Source organism: Sphingorhabdus sp. EL138 (assembly GCF_900258045.1).
In the GTDB taxonomy this organism is placed as follows: Bacteria; Pseudomonadota; Alphaproteobacteria; order Sphingomonadales; family Sphingomonadaceae; genus Parasphingorhabdus.
On record NZ_OGVD01000004.1, the window covers coordinates 112,742 to 131,350 of the forward strand.

Here is an 18,609-nt window from a genome sequence, read left to right on the forward strand (position 1 = left end):
TATTTTAATCGCTCAGATAAGCCAATTGATGGTCTTCGGGAGGAAAAATGACAACAGCAACAATGAAAATCGCGGTTGCCGCCTTTATGGCAACAACATCTCTTTCTTCATTTAGCTCTGCAGCTTATGCTCAGAATGGGGAGCAAGCAGATGATGATAATGTCATTATCGTAACTGCACGTGGCCGTGAAGAAACGCTTGTAGAAGTTCCCCTCTCGACAACGGTATTCAATGGGGAAGATATCGAGGCTGCTGGGATAGACCGGGTCGATGACTTTTTGGGTCTGACGCCAGGGGTCTCCATTGCAAATTCACAGGATTCAGGGACTAATTTCATTACCATTCGCGGTGTGTCTCAAACGCGTAACGGGCAGCCGCCCGTAGCCGTTTTGATTGACGGCGTGTTGCAGGTGAACTCACGGAGTTTTGACCAACCACTTTATGAGATAGAGAGCATAGAGGTGCTACGTGGGCCGCAGGGCGCACTTTATGGCCGCAATGCTACCAACGGCGCCATCATTATCAATACCAAGGATCCAAGTGAGAAGCTGAGCGGATATGTAAAAGGCGGTTATGGAACTGGCGAGGAATATCTCATTGAAGGGACGGTTTCGGGGCCCTTAGTCGAAGATAGATTGGGGCTTCGGGTCTCTGGGCGCTATTATAGCAGGGATGGCTATTTCACCAACGTGGCGTTGAATGACGAGGTCGGCTTTTATGATGAATTCAATGTCAAAGGCCACTTGCACTTCACGCCAAGCGATGAGCTTACGGTTGATTTGCGCGCCACCTATACAGAAAATGATGGTGATTCCCTCAATTATACCTTTCAGGGTGTCACAACCGATCCTGTGACTGGTGAAGTTAATGGTTTTGCAAGTGTAGCGGATGCCAATGTCGTGCAGCGCCGTTTTTCAGCTAATAACAGAGGTTTTGATGATCGCAAGGTTGGCCAGATATCTCTCCTGATCAATTATGATCTGGGCTTTGCGAATTTGTCATCGGCAACAGCTTGGGACAAGCTTCGCCAATCGATCGGCGGTGATCAGTTTCCCTATAGTGCGAATACGACTGTCAATCCCGGGTTGTCTTTCTTTGATGGTACGCAAACACAATTTGTAGATGTTGAAGCTATTAGTCAGGAAATCCGGCTGACATCCCATGATGATTCTGCCTTTCGCTGGATGGTTGGCGGCTACTATCTAGCTACTGACCGGTTTATCTCAACTTCTACGGGTGATGATTTGGAACTAGGTCTGTTGCCTGTTTCTCGGTCGCCGCTCCTTGGTAATGCTGTCAACCCAACTAATGGATTTACCGCGGATGACAATGACAATACGGCGTGGGCCTTTTTCTTCAATGCTGCCTATGACGTAACCGAACAGCTGGAAATTGCCGTTGCTGGTCGATACGATGAGGATCGGCGCAAACAGACGGTTAGTTTGCAGAACGGGTTCTTTGATGCTGCGGGGAATCTGCTTGCACCTCAAGGTACACCCGGTGCGGTCAATCGTCGTACTTTTTCGCGTTTTCAGCCCAAAGTTAGCGCGCGTTATCTGGCCACTGATAACTTCTCTATCTATGCGTCTTGGGGCCGAGGTTTTCGAAGCGGCCAATTCAACCAGAACGGTGTTGCAGCTGCGGCCGCTGGCGCAGGACTGGTAGGCGTGACGGATATCTATGATCAGGAGAATACCGAAACTTTCGAAGCTGGCCTGAAGTTCAACCTACCCGGTCGTCTCTCCATCTCCGCTGCCGCTTACCATACCACGGTCGAGAATGCCCCTTACTTTGTCTTTGTCGGTGCCGTTGGCGCGCAGATATTGGTGGGTATTGACGAAGTCGAAATTCAGGGCGGAGAATTGGAGGTTTCCGCTAATTTGGCTGATGGTCTGGATCTCGATCTCGGGCTTGCGATAAGCGATAGTGAAATCAAAGCCTATTCGCTTGATCCCATGCTAGTTGGCAACAAGGCGCCCTATGTGCCTAACGCCTCATTCAATGCTGGTTTGCAATATCGTACACCGATTATTGGTTCAGTAGGCTTCTTTGGCCGTATGGACTATGAAGTGCGCGGCCAGCAGTTCTGGGATCCTGAAAATTCGACTGCCCGCCATTCGCTTGATTTGGTCGGTTTGCGGGCGGGTATCGAGGATATTGAAGGCAAATGGTCGCTGATCGGTTCCGTGGAAAACGTGACTGATGTGGTTTATAACTCTGAATATGTGACCGGCGGATTTGCGCATGCTGCAAGTCCGCGCATCTGGCGCATTGAAGGCCGTATCAACTTCTAAAGATAGTCAATGAGGGGCCCTGCTTGGCAGGTCTCCCTCATTCATATCAGCTCATGCGTTGCATGCCGCGGTACATTTATGGGATTAGGTATATGAAGATTAGGGCAGCTTCCGACGTGGGCGGGACTTTTACCGATTTGGTATATTGCGAGTTGAATGACCAAACGGGGGCTATTGAATCCATCCAGACTGAAAAAGCGCATACTACCCCTCCCGATTTTGAGAAAGGCGTTCTTAGTACGCTGAAAAAGGCGGACATCTCCTTCGCAGAAATGATATTTTTTGCTCACGGTTCAACCGTTGTCATCAATGCGTTGACCGAACGCAAAGGTGTGAAGACCGGACTGATAATGACTCGTGGTTTTCGTGATATACTGGAAATCGCACGCGGCAACCGGCCGGATTTCTTCAACCTGCGATATGAAAAGCCGGAAGCTTTCATCCCTCGTTATCTGCGCAGAGAAATTACCGAGCGTTTGGACTATAAGGGCCAGGTGATAGAAAATCTGACTTTGAAAGAACTATCGCCCATTTTGGAAGACTTCAAGAAGGAAGGAGTAGAAGCGATTGCGGTCTGCTTGCTTCATTCCTACGCTAATCCTGATCATGAGCAGGAACTGGTCGGGAAGATTAAATCGCTCTGGCCAGATGTCGCGATTGTCGCGTCACACCAGGTATCACGAGAATGGCGTGAGTATGAAAGAAGCAATACAGCGGCTCTATGTGCATATGTGCAACCTATCGCCGAAAAATATCTCTCCAATATGGAGGACGCGCTGCATAATAACGGCTTTGACGGTTCGTTTTATGTCATGCGATCTAATGGCGGCATAGACACTGTAAAATCGGTGAAGGAAATTCCGATCACCGTGGTGGAATCCGGGCCAGCTAGTGGTGTGCTGGGGGCCGAAGCACTCGGCAAGCTGCTGGGCATCGAAAATATCATTGCCTTTGATATTGGTGGGACAACGGCGAAATGCTCGTTAATTGATCAAGGCCGCGTTTCGGTAACTAGCCAGTATATGATCGAGAAAACCCCACTATCTTCGGGTTATCCAATCATGACGCCCGTGGTCGATATTGTTGAAATAGGCAATGGCGGCGGTTCCGTCGCTTGGCTCGACGATCATGGAAAAATGCATGTCGGACCGCAAAGCGCGGGCGCGCTGCCTGGACCTGTGGCCTATGGCAAGGGTGGAATTGAGCCGACCACTACCGATGCCAATTTGATGCTTAACCGTATCAATCCCAATTATTTCATTGGCGGAGAAATTCAGGCGGACATGGAAAAAGTCCGTTCGGCCTTTGAAAAACTGGGTGATCCGGTGAATTTAGGGCCGCAGGAGGCCGCCCGCGGCGTTATTCGCATTGCTAATCACAATATGGCCAATGCTTTGAAGTTGGTTTCAATCAACCGTGGTTATGATCCGCGTGATTTTACATTGGTTGCCTTTGGCGGCGGCGGCGCAATGCATGCGACTGCGCTGGCCAAGGACTTGAATATCCCGAAAGTTGTCGTGCCTGCGCATAGTGCAGTATTTTCTGCTTTGGGAATGCTGCTATCTGACCTGCGCCGTGATTACATCCGCACAAGCCCAATGCCGCTTGATATATTGCAAGCCGCAGCCATTGGTAAGACTATTTCGGAAATGGAAGATGAGGCTCTGGCTTCCTTCGCTGAGGAGGGCTTCAGCAATGATGATATCTATTTCGAGCGCTTTTTGGATATGCGCTACGAAGGACAGGAACATTCGATGCGCGTGCCAATCGCATCTTCGAAAATCGCTGAAAAAAACGTGGATCTACTGCACCGTGATTTTGGCAATGCCTATGAACGTGAATATACATATCGGCTGGATAGCGATGTAGAAATTGTGAGTTTCCATCTTGCCGCCTATGCGCAGATCGAGAAGCCCGAACTTTCTCCCATTGCAGAAGACAAGGATGTCGCAAACGCCATTAAGGAAAAGCGCGATGTTGATTTTGATGAATCAGGTGTTGCCGAGGCGGTAATCTATGATCGCGATAAATTGGGCGCTGGAGCAGAGATCCAAGGCCCAGCTGTTATTGAGGAATCAGGCTCGACTACCGTCATTTTTCCTGACCAGTCAGCCACAGTCGATAGATTTGGTAACCTGCATATTGCAATATAGGAAAGGTTCAACATGGCTAAAGAAGACTTAGCGCCAAAGGTGGCGGAACATGACCCTATAACGATTGAGATCATACAAAGCTCGCTGCGCTCTATCACCGATGAGATGTTCGCTACTATGCGCAAGACGGCGATGAGTTCCGTCATTTACGAAGTACTCGATTTCGGTGTCGCGATGATGGACGCTGATGGTGAACTGGCCAGTTCGGGGTCCGGTATTCCCAGCTTTGTCGGTATGCTGGCGCCAGGTATTAAATCGGTAAGGCGGAAATTCACAAAGCCTGATGACATCAAGCCAGGTGATGTTTTTGCGACCAATATCCCGCACCATGGCGGCGTTAGCCATCTAAATGATGTCGTGTTGATGCAGCCTGTATTCTTCAATGGCCAAATTATAAGCTGGCTCGCCAACAAGGCCCATTGGGTTGACGTTGGTGGCACCTTTCCGGGCAGTATCAGCGTAGATGCGCTGGATATCTATCAAGAAGGTCTGCAACTGCCGTGCATAAAGGTGATTGATCAAGGAAAAGAAAACCAGGCAGTTATTGACATTATGGCGGGCAACTCCCGTGTGCCGGATATCACTGTTGGAGATTTTTGGGCAGGCATTGCCTCTATGCGTTCAGGCGAAAAACGTTTGCAGGCGCTCATTGAGAAATATGGTGATGAAACGGTGCGTTATGCGATAGCGGACTATATTGCTCTAGGCGAAGCTATGGCTCGCACTGAGCTCAAAAAGCTGCCGATGGGTGTCTATTCGGCGACCGAAAAGCTGGAGGATGGCCGTGTTGTGAAGGCGGTTGTGACAATCACCACAGATGCTTTTACGGTCGATTTGCGTGGTAATCCCAAACAGGGTAAAAATGCGCTGAATTCATCCTTGGATGCTACTATTGTCGATGCTCAAATGGTGTTCAAAGCACTGACGGACCCCCAATCTTTTGCCAATGCAGGGTCGTTTCGACCGGTTGAAGTTTTAACTGATGAGGGGTCTATTTTCAATGCGCAATATCCCACCGCGATGGGGGTATATTATGAAACCGGTATGATCCTGTTTGACCTTATCTGGAAAGCTTTGGCACCATTCATGGAGCAGCATCTCACAGCTGGCCACTATGGTTCAATCTGCGGAACATTTCTGGGCGGTAAACATCCTGATACTGGAAAGGAACATTCGATTGTCGAGCCACAATTGGGCGGCTGGGGCGCAAGTTTGGATCGTGACGGCGTGAACGCACTTTATACTGGACAGCATGGCGAAACCTTTAACGTACCTGTCGAGGTCGCTGAACAGCGCAACGGACTGATGATTGATCGCTTGTGCTTGAATGATGCACCGGGCGGTGAGGGTCAATATATTGGCGGTAAGGGAATAAATCTCGACTACCGTATCCTCGGCGATGATTGGTGGATTTCGATGACCTATGTCCGCTCCGAAAGTGGTCCATGGGCCCTGGAAGGGGGAAGGCCGGGTAGCACCAACTATATCAATGTGGTCCGCAAGGATGGCAGTGAAAAACGCTATTCGTCTTGCACTGCCTTGCCGCTTGAAAAAGGTGATGTCGTGCAAGTGGTGACGGCCAATGGCGGCGGCTATGGGCCACCACAAAAACGCGCGAAAGACAGCGTTTTTTCTGACATCAAAAATGGTTACATAACAGCAGAACGCGCGCGCTATATTTATGGTACAGAAGCCTGAGTTACAGTGAGATCGAACGAGCATCCCAGAAACATGTTAAATATGAAACACCGGTAGAACGCTTCGGTGCATGTGCTGCGATCGCCCGTTGAAACCGCAGGACAAAGATGACACTGGTCCACACTAACCCTTATATTTTTTGGTATGCTGATCTGATGTCCGATCAGGGGTTCAAAACATGTCTCACTGTTTCTACCGTAGTTGGTGCACCACCGGTATATCTCTCGCAGTTCAATATCACGCGCTCCATTTGTCGGAGGTCGCGCTTCACTCTCGGCTGGTTAAAAAAGCCAACTAGGGTTTTGATGGCGGCTTTGTCGGTTATGCCTTTTGCCTCTGCGATCATTGCCAAATCATCGTTAGATAGATTGGCATAGGTCAACTGCTCTTCGTATAGCAGTCGGCTCCTAACCGCTCCTGCAATCACACTGTCGCGGCCAAGACTTTCATCAAGTGCAAATTCATTATTGCCGATAAAAATTAAGCCGAGTGGAATTGGTCCAGTTGTTCTGTCCCTATCATTAAAATCGCGCAGCATTTCGATGGCTTCGCGAGAAAGCCTCTGCGCTTCATCAAAGATGATCGTTATCGGATAGTGAACGTCCAAATCGTCAAGGTCGTTTGGATCGCAACGCTTATAGACAAGATTGAAAACCATCTGTCGAAGCTGCCAAAGGGAACCGCTTAGCTGCATTCCGCCACGCTCTCCGTTTTCCATACGCATGGTTTCAGCGATACGTTGCAAGATCGACCGGGCCGTGGAACCTTGTTTGTTTGTCCCGTTTTCAACTTTCACAACTATGAATTCACCGAATCTGTCTTCTGTTTTTCTCGTTAATTCGTTGATTGTCGTTGTTTTACCAATTCCCCACGGTCCGGAAATGACAGATATCCCGCGCCGTTCATGCGTATCCTGCATCACTCTCATCAACAGACGGACTACAGAAGTTCCAACGATTTTGCTTTCTGTCCTAGGTTTTAGTTGAACGAGGCCCACGCGCTTTCTCCCATCTCTCTGTTTCTTCCATCTGTCGCGCTATGCGCCGCTCTTCGACCGTTGGTTGTGCCTTGCGTTTCGTTTCCCTATCAAACCGGGCATCCGCTAACTGCCTTGCTCGTTCGGATTGAGAGAGTTCGATTAAAGGAGCGGGTGCAGCTTTGCTTGGAATATTGATGATGCGGCGTGCCATAGTGGCTTTGGCGTTGATATTCACTGCTGCCTGTTTTGATCGTTTGACGGCTTTCTCGTTTTTCGACTGCAATCGACTTGTTTCAATAGCGCCCGAAATATTGCCAGGGAGGTGCAAAATTTCTGGCTCAGTGGCAACCCATCCATGGTCTGGGATTTTGGCCAATGGATAAGAACCGCGCCGATAAGGAATCGCGACTGGGATGGTTTGACGATTTGGTAATTCTGGATGCCGGTATCTTCCGCCGCCGTAGGAAATGACGCCGCGATCAACCTTTCGTGTGGAAAATTCACAAAAGGCAGCATCGAGCGTGAGCGTATCAACATTGACTGGACGCCAGCCATTATCAAGATGATCATGGTAGCATTGTGTTGGGCTAACGCCTGCAAAAGGACCGCTGCGTATTTCCCAGCTTTCAAAATCGGCAATCCGTTCCAAGGCTTCTTGCACAAACTGATCAAATGAGCCGGAATAAGGCTTTGTTGACTTGCCAACATTTTGGGTTTTCTTATTCATCCGATCGCCACCGGCCCAGCCTTCCATTTGCGAAAATACTGCACGGTCCAGTTTCGCAAATTTGCTTTCAATGGGCTTGGATGCCCCGGAATATGGCTTGGCATTGATAATCGTGCGAATACCTTCGTCAGCGATCATCGCTAGTGCCGACCGGATTTTGTCGAACATTTTGTATTCAGAGCCATTATCGCGATAGACTTGCTGCGGAAAACCCCAATGAGGGTCGCTTACCATTCGCAAAAAGCCATCCAGAACATGTTCTTGCCGAATGCCTTCGCCCTTATTTAGGGTAACAAAATGGCAGAATATTCGGTGGGTTCCAGTGTCCATGAAACCGATAAGCTTTGGCCAAGTCTCGCTGCCATCGGCTCGGCGAACAATGCAGTCTAGCGGTTTCACGTCCATGACGATTTGTTCCATTGGCTGGAACGTTCGGTTATCGCGACGGATGCGGGGTTTCATGTCATCAAAGAGCTTGCGATCATTCTGGTAAATGTCGACGATCCGCTGGCTTTCCGATTGCATGATGCGCCGCCTTGATAGTTTGCATGCGGACTTGGGCAGAGGACAGCCGCGTTTTTCACATTCCATTTGAAGGGCCGTCTGTGATTCTAACTGGACACGCCACCATCCATGTCGCTGCGAGGGGCTTTGCCAGTATGCAGCTATAGTGCCGTCAATCCAGTTCGATAGTTCTGGGAGTTCACTAGCAAGATACCCGGCTTCCACAAAAGCTTTGTCGAAAACGCGCGATACATGCACTCGCCGTTGGCCAGCATTGGACGGGCGTTTGTGCGCGAGAGCATTTACATCACCGCCACTGTCCGTCAGTTCCTTACAATAGCGTTGCAGGGTACGAACGGTCTTTCTGTATTTTTTTGCGGCGCGCTGAAGTTCAAATGTGCGTTCTGGCGTGCCGGGCGGATAATCTAGCGCCTCGTTTATCATTTCCAGCCGGCGTTCAATTATCGAGCCCTGGTTTGCAGCTGGAATAGGGCGATAATATTCGACGATCTTAGAAGGCTCTGAGCGATCGATAAGAAGCTTCTGATAGGTCCATGGAAGACTGCTAAGCAGAACTTCATATCGTTTTCCTGCTGCACCGCCGCGCCCGTTAACAATTCGGACTACCAGCCTTGCTTCCTTCCAAAGTCTGCCAGATTTTGCATTACGCAATATACGATTTGCAGATTGCCGTCGAAATCCTACTAAATCAGCAAATTCGGGACTCGAGAGCCATTGACCATCTTTCTGGATCATGAGGTAATTAACCTAAACTCCAATCTCTTCTTTGCACTTTCGGGAACCGAACGCCTTCGCCGCCATTGTGATTCGGTTGATTGATTTTTCCCCAGAAATCGAGCAAGTTGAGCGTCGGTTTCGCATTGCGCCTTTTGCTTCATATCCACAATTTCTGCATCCACTTGTTTTGAACGAGTGTTGCTTTTGGTCATAAATACACCCATCAGAGATTACTAAACACGACAGGCAATGACATGAATGACACCAATATTCAATCTTTAATGTCATTCCTCTGCCCTCATGAAGATGAGGGAGTTCCAATGTTTATTGGATGTGTTGCAAAAGCCCTAGGATCAGCAAAGGATAGGACGGTTGCACTTACCATTGGAGTTTCATCAGCCACCATTGCAAACTGGAAACGCCGTAATCGCATACCTGACGACTACCAAGTTTGGCTCAATACCACTCTAATTAAAAAAATTGTTGGCTATAATAGACAATACCCAAAAACCGAACTTGAAGCTCGAATTGCACTTTTGAGGCTTTTAAAGGAAACGGATGGAGATCCTTATAAACTTGGTATCAAAGGAGAGGTCGCCGTTGCAAATTCTATGCCCGGATTGCTTGCGCTCTCTCAGTTTCTACTAGACAGAATGTATGTTACTTGCCGAGATGAGAGCGAAGTTACTGTTGAACGGTTATGTGATCTTTTAAAGACTGCCATGTTTTTTGCTCGGCGTGCCGATCATATCAGGGCGTTCCACTAATTCGGCGTTCCCAAAAGGTTCCCAATACGACAAACTATAGGAACAATTTTCAGGATTTCCGCTATTTCCGATTGGGAACACCAATAGTTTGCTTTTGGTTCCCATTGTCCCAGCGACAGATTGATCTTTAGAGACAATTCTGAGTCCGACGACAAATCATAATGGTTCACCGATGACAAATTGAAAAAGCGCTTCCATCGAAGTTCGCGGATCACCATTGTCAGCCGCTCGATATTCACTTACATGAATGTCAATGACTGACACCCCCGAAACACAGCCGTCCGCCGATTCCACTCCTATCTGGAAATCGCGTTATAATCACCCCACGGACTGGGATCAGTTTTTCCCGCCGTTGTCGATGCCGGGCATGTTCTTTCGCTCGGCCGGACGGCGGGGAGATGCCAATCTGCTCGACTTTATGGGGCGGAAATATAGCTATGCCGAAGTTGCTGCCGGTGTTATCCGTGTGGCTAAAGGGTTGCAGGATCTGGGAGTTCAAAAGGGTGACCGGGTCGGTCTGTTCCTGCCTAATGTTCCTCACTATGTAACTGCCTATTACGGCGCGATGGCAATCGGCGCGACGGTGGTCAACTTTTCGCCGCTTTATACTGTGGATGAACTCAATCATCAGGTGGAAGATAGCGGCACAAAAATTCTTTTCACGCTCTCGGCCAGTGCCGTGTTCCCGACCGCTTATGAAGTGTTGCAGCAATCGAGCCTCGAACGACTGGTCGTTGGCAGTGTCGCTGGCGCGCTGCCCGGTGCCAAGGCGCTGTTTTACCGCCTGTTCCGGCGCAAGGAAAACTCGCCGCAGCCAAAGGATGACCGGATCACGCCCTTTGCCGACCTGACCGATAATGACGGCAAATATGTTGCGCCCAATATCCATCCGGAAAAGGATATTGCCCTGCTGCAATATACTGGCGGCACCACGGGTACGCCGAAAGGCGCGATGCTCAGTCACCAGAACCTGACCGCCAATGCGCGGCAAATTAACGGCATTGATCCGTTTATTGACGATGATGACCGGTTGATGGGTGTGCTGCCCTTCTTTCACGTGTTTGCCAACAGCGCGGTGCTCAACCGGACCGTGCAAAGGGGCGGCGAGATTGTCATGCTACCGCGCTTTGATGCGAAACAGACATTGAAAGCGATTACCCGCAACCAGATTACCGCCATGCCGGGCGTACCGACCATGTATCAGGCATTGCTTGACCATCCTGATATCGACAAGACCAATTTCTCGTCGCTGAAAGTCTGTGTATCGGGTGGCGCACCGCTGCCGCTGGAGCTCAAGAAGAAATTTGAAGCGAAGACCGGAGCCAAGCTGGTCGAAGGCTATGGTCTTACCGAAAGCTCCGGCGTTGTCAGCGCCAATCCCTATTCGGGTTTGAACAAGTCGGGCACCATCGGACAGCCGGTGCCGGGAACATTGGTCAGGCTGGTCGACAAGGAAGATCCGACCAAGGACGTTCCCGAAGGGGAACCGGGCGAACTGATCTTTTCAGGGCCGCAGGTGATGCAGGGGTACTGGAACCGGCCAGATGCGGATGACGACGTGTTTGTCGACGGTTTTCTGCGCACCGGTGACGTCGCGGAGATTGATGACGATGGCTATGTCAAAATTGTAGACCGGTTAAAGGATATGATCGCGGTTGGCGGTTTCAAGGTCTTTCCGAGCCAGGTCGAGGAAGTGCTTTACAAGCATGATGCGGTCAAGGAAGCGCTCGTCATCGGGGTGCCGGACGATTACCGCGGTGAAAGCCCGAAAGCCTTTGTGGCTTTGGAAGAAGGCATGGATGTCGACGGCGCTGCGCTGAAAGACTGGCTGAACCCGCAGCTTGGAAAGCATGAGCGGGTTGAGGATGTCGTGGTAAGAGAGAGCCTGCCCAAAACGATGATCGGGAAACTCGACCGCAAAGCATTGCGTGCAGAGGAATTGGGCTAGGCGGTTTCCTCGACCCATTCCCGTTGCAAGGGCTTTGCCGCCAGCGCCATGAAGCCCGCGGCGATCACATAGAATACCAGCGATATCAGCATGGAATAGCGCAGGCTGTCCTCGCCATAAATCGGGACGAGGCTGTCAGAGAGCGCACCGAGAAAGAATATCCCGCCACCAATGCCCACGAGATTATTGATCAGCAGGAACAGCGCCGACGCGGTGGCCCGGGTTTCGGCGGTGACCAGATGCTGCACTGCTGACAAAACCGGTCCCAGCCAGATATAGGCCAGACCCTGCGGGATCAGGAACAGGATGAAGGCGAGGGTAGCCGAACCGCTCATGATGCCTGCGGCAAACAGAGGAACAGCGAGCAGGAAGGCAGCCGCCGGGACCAGTCCGTATGCGCCCTTGTTCTTGCTGCCGAGCCAGTCTCCCAACATCCCGCCGCCAATGACACCGGCTACGCCGCCGATCAGCAATATTGATCCAAAGAACAGGGAGGTTTCAATAAGATCCAGGCCAAAGCTGCGCTGCAACAGGCTGGGCAGCCAGAAGGCAATGCCATAGCCGAGCATCGAACTGGAGGCCGCGCCAAAGGCGAGAAACCAGAAAGCGCGTTTTTTGGCCAGAATTTTGACGATATCGACAAAGCGGGCTTGTGGAGATGCAGCTTCCGCGATCACCGGTTTCTTGACTGGATCGCGCACAAGATATTTAAACAATGGCGCGATCAAAACCCCGGACAGCCCGACGACAATAAAGGCGAGGCGCCAGTCTACAGTGGCGGCAATATAGCCGCCTGCGATCACGCCTGTTGCCGATCCCAAGGGGATGCCCAGCGAATAGATAGACAGAGCACGGGCACGCTTTTCGCTGGGGAAATAATCCGCGATTAGCGCGTAAGAGGGCGCAACACCGCCCGCCTCGCCGATGCCAACGCCGAGGCGCGCGAGGAAGATCGACCAGAAACCTTGGGCGAAACCGCAAAGCGCAGTAAATCCGCTCCATACGCCCAGGGAAATGGTGATGACCCAGCTGCGGCTGGTCTTGTCGGCTATCCAGCCAAGCGGCACCGCCAGGGTAGAATAGAGCAGGGCGAAGGCAATACCGCCGAGCAATCCCATCTGCGTGTCGCTGAGGTCCAGATCGGCCTGAATCGGGCCAGCGAGTATCGCCAATATCTGCCGGTCAATGAAGTTGAATATGTAAACGACCAGCAACATGCCCAGCGCAACATTGGGGGAGGTGGCGCGTGCAGGGATCCGGGCATTGCTCGCCATTCAGGATTCCAGGCTTTGCAGGAAACCGTCAATTGCCGAGATTGCGGCCGGTTCGTCCAGCATTGGGGCGTGACCGCGATCTGCAATCTCGACTGCGCTAATTGGTCCGGAATGGCGATCTTGCATTTCCGCCACAGTGGTCGGGGAGATTATGTCTGTCAACGCACCATGGATAATCAGGGCAGGGATATCATCAAGCTGCTCCCATACCGGCCACAGGTCTGGTGGAACAGCGGTTTGTTCGTTGCCGGCAAGACCTTCGGAAATAGCGGGATCATAAGCGAATTTTATCCGGCCGTCGGGCAATGGTTGACAGGTACGCTGCGCGAAGCCGAGCCAGTCCTTGTCATCATAGCCGCGCATCACATCACCATGTACCTTTTGGCAATGATCCGCTGCTTCCTGCCAGCTATCAAAGGGAGCGAGCGCGCCGACATAGCTCTGGATGCGGTCCAGGCCATCCTGTTCCACCACCGGACCAATGTCGTTGAGGATAAGGCTGGTGAAACGTTTTGGCTCTGTGGCGGCCATCATCATCGCCATGAGACCGCCCATGGACGTCCCGATGAGACCGATTTGGTCGAGCTGCAGACTGTCGATCAGTGCCATCATATCGACCACATAGGTCGCCGGTATGTAATTGACCGGATCCCGATCATAGTCTGATCTCCCGCGACCGCGCTGGTCGGGAACGATCAGGCGATATTTTCCGGCCAGATGCGCCGCCAAGCCTTCAAAATCGGCACTATTGCGGGTCAGTCCATGCATCAGCAACAAAGGCGGCCCGTCGCTCTCGTAAATGCGCGCGTAAAGCGTCAGCCGATCATCACCGCTGCGGTAGAAATGATCCTGGTAGGTAGGCGGATCACCTTTGTCGCGATCCGCCTGTGGAGAGTATTTCGCCACGTCCGGCCGGCTTAAAACTTGATTTCGCCAGTGACGAAAACGCGCCGGGGGTCACCGAAGAAGGCCGTCAGAGTGCCCTCCAGACCCAAGGTAGAGACAAAGGGCGCTCCGTTTTGTCCTCCTGCGACGAAATTATATCCGGCCACCTTATACCGTTTGTCGAACAGGTTCTTGCCATGCACACCGATCGAGAAAAGATCGCTGTCATCGGTATAGACCAGGCTGGCATCGACCAGAGAGAAACCGTCCTGATCGAGGAACGGATTGGGCGATTCAAACTGGCTGGCGTCACTGCGGAAGGATATAGAACTGATCAGATCGAGCATCCCGCTTGCCACCGGCACGCCCAGGTTAAAGGACATGCTGCCGGTCCAGTCCGGCGTGTTCTGGAACACCCGTTCGTCCGCGACATCATTACCCAGATTGTCGATAAACGTGTTGAATTTGGCGTCCAGATAGCCAAGCGACCAGCTGACATTGAAGCGGCTGCCCGGTCCGGCAAAATCCCTGCCGACCAGAGCGCGGCCTTCAAATTCGAAGCCGTTGACATCGGCGCTCGCGGCGTTTGAGGTGATACCCGCAAAACTGTCATTGGTACCGTCTCCATCGGTATCGAAACCGACTGAGCCGGGTATCTGGACATCGGAATAATCGCCCTTGAACAGCGCAACGCTGACATTCAGGCGATTGTCGAGCAGAGACCCCTTCCAGCCCAGCTCATAACTGTCGACGGTTTCCGGATCGAACTGCAGGAAGTCGAAAACCTCGTCGGCGGAAATTGTGCCATCTTGATCGAAATCGGGTGTTGCACTGCTCTGACCGCGCGGATCAAATCCGCCGCCCTTGAAACCGCGCGAATAGGTGAAATAGATATTGTGGTTTTCATCCGGCTTCCAGCTGATCGACGCGCGCGGGGTAAATTCCTTGAACGTGTCGCTCCCTTCAAAATCGGACGTCACGGCAAAAGGAACGCCCGCCCCACCGAACTGGTCTGAAAAGCCGTTCACAAATGACGTGCGCAAAATCCGCGAGCTACGCTTGTCATTGGTATAGCGGCCACCCACAGACAGGCTGAGATGATCGGAAATATCATAGGTAAAATCGCCGAAAATCGACCAGGTCTCGGTATCGACGTCGCCAAGAGTCTGGGCGTTAAGGCCGGGCAGGTTGACGAAAGGCAGCGCGCCGGTCGTCGCCAGCAGCACGTCGAACACGTTGAATGCGTTGGCGTCGAGATAATAAGCGCCCAAGACGCCGTTCAGATTGTCGCTTTCATACAGGACCTGGAACTCCTGACTGAACTGGTCATTCTCATAGATGACCGGAACGTCGAGATCCTCCGACGGCAAGCTGTCAAAGTCGATATTGGAGGAAGATTTATCTTCGCGATACGCGGTGATGCTTTTTAGCGTGATATTGTCCGATACCGGCGCTTCGATCAGCAGCGATCCGCCATAAGCTTCGACCAATTGCTCGGGGACAGTCAGGCCAGCGCGTGTGTCAAAAACATCATCCAGAACCGGTGCGCCGGTCAACAGGCTGGGGATCAGCCGGTGGCCCTGACGCGGATCACTTTCGTCGCGGATATAGTCGCCGGACAGGCGCACGAAAAATCCGTTATCATCATATTCGATGCTGCCACGCGCGGCCCAGACGTCTTTATTGTAATTTTCAACACCCTGCTGAACCAGATTGTCGCCAAAGCCGCCGCGGCTGAGCCGCGCGCCGCTGGCACCGATGCGCAGGCTATCGGTAATCGGGGTAGAAGCAGTGACGATCAGATCGGCCTGATCATAGGAGCCGTATGTTCCACGGATCTTGACCGATGTGTCGTCGGGCAGGCGACGTGAGACATATTTGATCGCACCGCCAATGGTATTGCGGCCATATAATGTGCCCTGCGGTCCGCGCAGCACCTCAATCCGCTCGACATCATAAATGTCCAGAACAGCGGCTTGCGGCCGGTTAAGGTACACGTCGTCGACATACAGGCCCACGCCTGCCTCAAAGCCGGCAACAGGGTCCTGCTGACCCACGCCGCGGATGAAAGCGGTCAATGTGGTGTTGGTACCGCGTGATACTTCCAGTGTCAGGTTGGGGACCTCCTGACCGATCTCGGTGATATCCTGCACGCCCGAGGCGACCAGATCATCGCCGCTAATCGCTGTGATGGAAAGGGGGACATCGACCAGACGCTCTTCGCGGCGGCGTGCGGTGACAACAATGGTCCCGTCGTCGGTGTCCTGGCTGGCCGCTTCCGTCTGCTGCGCGTGGGCGGCCGTTGGAACGAGCATTGCCGTCGCCAATCCGGATACCAAAGCTGCATAACTGACGCTGTGTTGAAATCTCATGGGGAACCTCCTCCTAAACATTTTTTAGCCTGGCATTTCCAGATCGTTACACTGCCTTTACTGAAACATGAACCACCTTTCAACTATGAAATTTGCCAATCCCGCAAAATGCCGTTAGCCGTGACTTCATGGCCACAGAATATTCCGATCATGTCGAATCGAAAGACAAGCAACCCCGCACCGCACGGGGTTTGAAGACCAAACGAAAATTACTGGATGCTGCGGCGCTGGAATTTGGTGAAAAAGGCTTTCATGAAGCCTCGATTACCGGAATTACCCAAAGGGCCGGAACCGCCTTGGGCAGTTTCTATACCTATTTCGATTCGAAGGATGAATTGTTCAGCGCGCTGGTGAAAGACATGAGCGCACGGGTCAAAACCCACGCCGCCAGTGCGATGACCGAATGGCAGGATGCGCTGGAGCGCGAAAAACTGGCGCTTGAAGCATTTATGAGCTTTGCCCGCGAGCATAAGGAAATTTACCGGATTATTGACGAGGCGGAATTTGTCGATCCCGCAAGCTATCGATCTCATTATGAGGAAACAGCCGCGCGCATTGCCGAGCGATTACAGGAAGGCAGTAAGGCGGGCGACTTGCGCGATGATATGGATGAGGCTCATGCGTGGGCCATTATGGGTATGAATGTTTTTCTGGGTCTGCGCTATGGTATCTGGACAGAGGACAAATCCCCGGCCGAGGTGGCCGCAATCGCAAACGATATTCTCACCAAAGGTATTGCGAGCGCCTGAAATCTCGAAAAGCGGCCAGATGATGACAGGTGCATATTTTCGCACTAGCCTTGTCTGATGGTTCAACCGACACTTCAGATTCATGGCACGATAATCTCGACCTATAGCCGCATTGTTCAGACTGTGGCGGAGGAAGCCGGGATTGGCTGGGGCATAACCGCCACTCCAGCGGGCAGCGAGGAAAACAGGCGGCGACATCCGTTCTGCAAGGTCCCCACGGTCGAGATTGACGGGCTGAATCTCTATGAGAGCGTCGCGATCTGCCAATATATCGACAACGCCCATAATGGCGGCGCGCTGCAGCCGGACGATCATGCCGCGCGGGCGGAAATGGATCGCTGGATATCGGTGGCGAACAACTATCTGTTCCCGGTTGCCGAACATGGCCTTTTGATGCCGCGGCTGGCACACCGGTTTCTGAAGACACCATTGCGATCGGATGTGATAGAGGCCGCCTTGCCAGAAATCGCGGAGCATCTCGGTATCGTCTGCCAGCGGGTGGAGGAAGCTCCCTATTTTGCGGGAGCGGAATTTTCGCTGGCGGATATTTTCCTCTATTGCATCTTGCGGCCCGTCCAGATGACATCAGAAGGAGACAATCTGATCGGTCAGCTTTTGCCACTGCGCCACTGGCTCAACAAGATCGGCAAGCGCCCCAGCCTGATTGCCACGCGATGGGAGACGGAGGGGGGACCATAAAACCCTGTCCTACAGGCGTGGAATTATGATAGTCGGTACTCATCACAGATCAAATAAAGAATTTTTAGGATTGTCTTTATTTATCAATATTATGTGAAGGAATTTTTACCTCATTTCTCGAAATTGAAATACCCCAAAAGGACATTGTGCACATTGTAAACTTCGTAACAAAATTACAAAGGCTGAATTGATGCTGCCATCACTACTGATCATTGATGACTTTCTGTCCGATCCACTGGCTGCGCGTCAGGCAGCCTTGGCGCTGGACTATGATGCAGCTTTCAAGCGCGGCAATTACCCCGGACATATTTCGACAAGGCCGCTGGATATTCAGGGACTGGATGAGCGCGTTTCAAAGATAATTGGCGCACCGGTAAAAGCTGCCGATGGAACGAGTCACAGCCATTGCCGGATCACCCTGAAAGGCGACAAGGGGCGCAGCGGTGTGCATATAGATCCGGCCTTCTATTCCGGCATTCTCTATCTGTCCTTGCCGGAGCATTGCAAAGGGGGCACCGAGTTTTTCCGCCACAAACGCACCGGGCTGGAACGCGTGCCCAGTGATCCACTTGCCATTACCAAGGCGGGATATGCGGATATCAACGCGTTGATTGAGGATGTCGTGAACCGCGACACGCAAAATAAAGCGAGATGGGAGCGGACCATGCTGGTCCCGATGCGTTTCAATCGCCTGATCCTGTTCAGTCCCTGGCTGTTTCACAATAGCGGTGCGGCTTTTGGAACATCCCACGAGACCGGCCGGCTGGTACATTTGATGTTCTTTGCCAAAGCCATAACTTCGTCTACAAGGCCTTGAATTTA

The 18,609-nt window shown here is 51.9% G+C and carries 13 protein-coding genes; 8 read left to right on the forward strand and 5 right to left on the reverse strand.

Going from position 1 to position 18,609, the window contains the following annotated elements; translation table 11 throughout:
* The first annotated feature begins 47 nt into the window (after window positions 1-47).
* The 3 genes from DK507_RS10440 to DK507_RS10450 all read left to right on the forward strand — a co-directional run bounded on the left by DK507_RS10440 (window position 48) and on the right by DK507_RS10450 (window position 6,145).
* A complete protein-coding gene (locus tag DK507_RS10440; RefSeq protein WP_109356355.1) occupies window positions 48-2,294 on the forward strand; it encodes a TonB-dependent receptor in 2,247 nt (748 codons plus the stop codon).
* A gap of 92 nt (window positions 2,295-2,386) precedes the next feature.
* A complete protein-coding gene (locus tag DK507_RS10445) occupies window positions 2,387-4,447 on the forward strand; it encodes a hydantoinase/oxoprolinase family protein (protein WP_109356356.1) in 2,061 nt (686 codons plus the stop codon).
* Between the two features lie 12 nt (window positions 4,448-4,459).
* On the forward strand, window positions 4,460-6,145 hold the full coding sequence (locus tag DK507_RS10450) for a hydantoinase B/oxoprolinase family protein (RefSeq protein WP_109356357.1): 1,686 nt from the start codon (window positions 4,460-4,462) through the stop codon (window positions 6,143-6,145).
* Between the two features lie 163 nt (window positions 6,146-6,308).
* On the opposite strand, the gene DK507_RS10455 is transcribed toward DK507_RS10450, so the two are convergent.
* Both DK507_RS10455 and DK507_RS10460 read right to left on the reverse strand, forming a co-directional pair.
* Window positions 6,309-7,142 carry an ATP-binding protein gene (locus tag DK507_RS10455; RefSeq protein WP_162559007.1) on the reverse strand — a complete coding sequence of 278 codons (834 nt, stop codon included), beginning with the start codon at window positions 7,140-7,142 and terminating at the stop codon, window positions 6,309-6,311.
* On the reverse strand, window positions 7,117-9,027 hold the full coding sequence (locus DK507_RS10460; RefSeq protein ID WP_162559008.1) for a transposase family protein: 1,911 nt from the start codon (window positions 9,025-9,027) through the stop codon (window positions 7,117-7,119). The genes DK507_RS10455 and DK507_RS10460 overlap by 26 nt, the downstream gene beginning before the upstream one ends.
* Before the next feature lie 320 nt (window positions 9,028-9,347).
* On the opposite strand from DK507_RS10460, the gene DK507_RS10465 reads away from it, so the two are divergent.
* Complete coding sequence (locus DK507_RS10465; protein WP_109356360.1) at window positions 9,348-9,860, forward strand: helix-turn-helix domain-containing protein; 513 nt, start codon at window positions 9,348-9,350, stop codon at window positions 9,858-9,860.
* Between the two features lie 253 nt (window positions 9,861-10,113).
* A complete protein-coding gene (locus DK507_RS10475) occupies window positions 10,114-11,808 on the forward strand; it encodes a long-chain fatty acid--CoA ligase (RefSeq protein WP_109356362.1) in 1,695 nt (564 codons plus the stop codon).
* Here DK507_RS10475 and DK507_RS10480 read toward each other — a convergent pair.
* From DK507_RS10480 to DK507_RS10490, 3 genes are read right to left on the reverse strand one after another with little or no spacing between them, the layout of a single operon-like run.
* A complete protein-coding gene (locus DK507_RS10480; protein ID WP_109356363.1) occupies window positions 11,805-13,082 on the reverse strand; it encodes an MFS transporter in 1,278 nt (425 codons plus the stop codon). The two genes, DK507_RS10475 and DK507_RS10480, sit on opposite strands and share 4 nt — an antisense overlap.
* A complete protein-coding gene (locus tag DK507_RS10485) occupies window positions 13,083-13,988 on the reverse strand; it encodes an alpha/beta fold hydrolase (protein ID WP_254054344.1) in 906 nt (301 codons plus the stop codon). It lies immediately after the preceding gene.
* An 11-nt stretch (window positions 13,989-13,999) separates the two neighbouring features.
* Window positions 14,000-16,339, reverse strand: a complete 2,340-nt coding sequence (locus tag DK507_RS10490; protein WP_109356364.1) for a TonB-dependent receptor — start codon at window positions 16,337-16,339, stop codon at window positions 14,000-14,002.
* Window positions 16,340-16,467: 128 nt separating this feature from the next.
* Between DK507_RS10490 and DK507_RS10495 the strand changes: the two genes are divergently transcribed.
* From DK507_RS10495 to DK507_RS10505, 3 genes are all read left to right on the forward strand, one after another.
* On the forward strand, window positions 16,468-17,088 hold the full coding sequence (locus DK507_RS10495; RefSeq protein ID WP_109356365.1) for a TetR/AcrR family transcriptional regulator: 621 nt from the start codon (window positions 16,468-16,470) through the stop codon (window positions 17,086-17,088).
* 57 nt (window positions 17,089-17,145) lie between these two features.
* Window positions 17,146-17,787, forward strand: coding sequence for a glutathione S-transferase family protein (locus DK507_RS10500; RefSeq protein ID WP_109356366.1), 642 nt, complete (start codon window positions 17,146-17,148; stop codon window positions 17,785-17,787).
* A 190-nt stretch (window positions 17,788-17,977) separates the two neighbouring features.
* Window positions 17,978-18,604: a DUF6445 family protein gene (locus tag DK507_RS10505; protein ID WP_109356367.1), complete on the forward strand. Its 627-nt coding sequence runs from the start codon at window positions 17,978-17,980 to the stop codon at window positions 18,602-18,604.
* Window positions 18,605-18,609 lie beyond the last annotated feature (5 nt).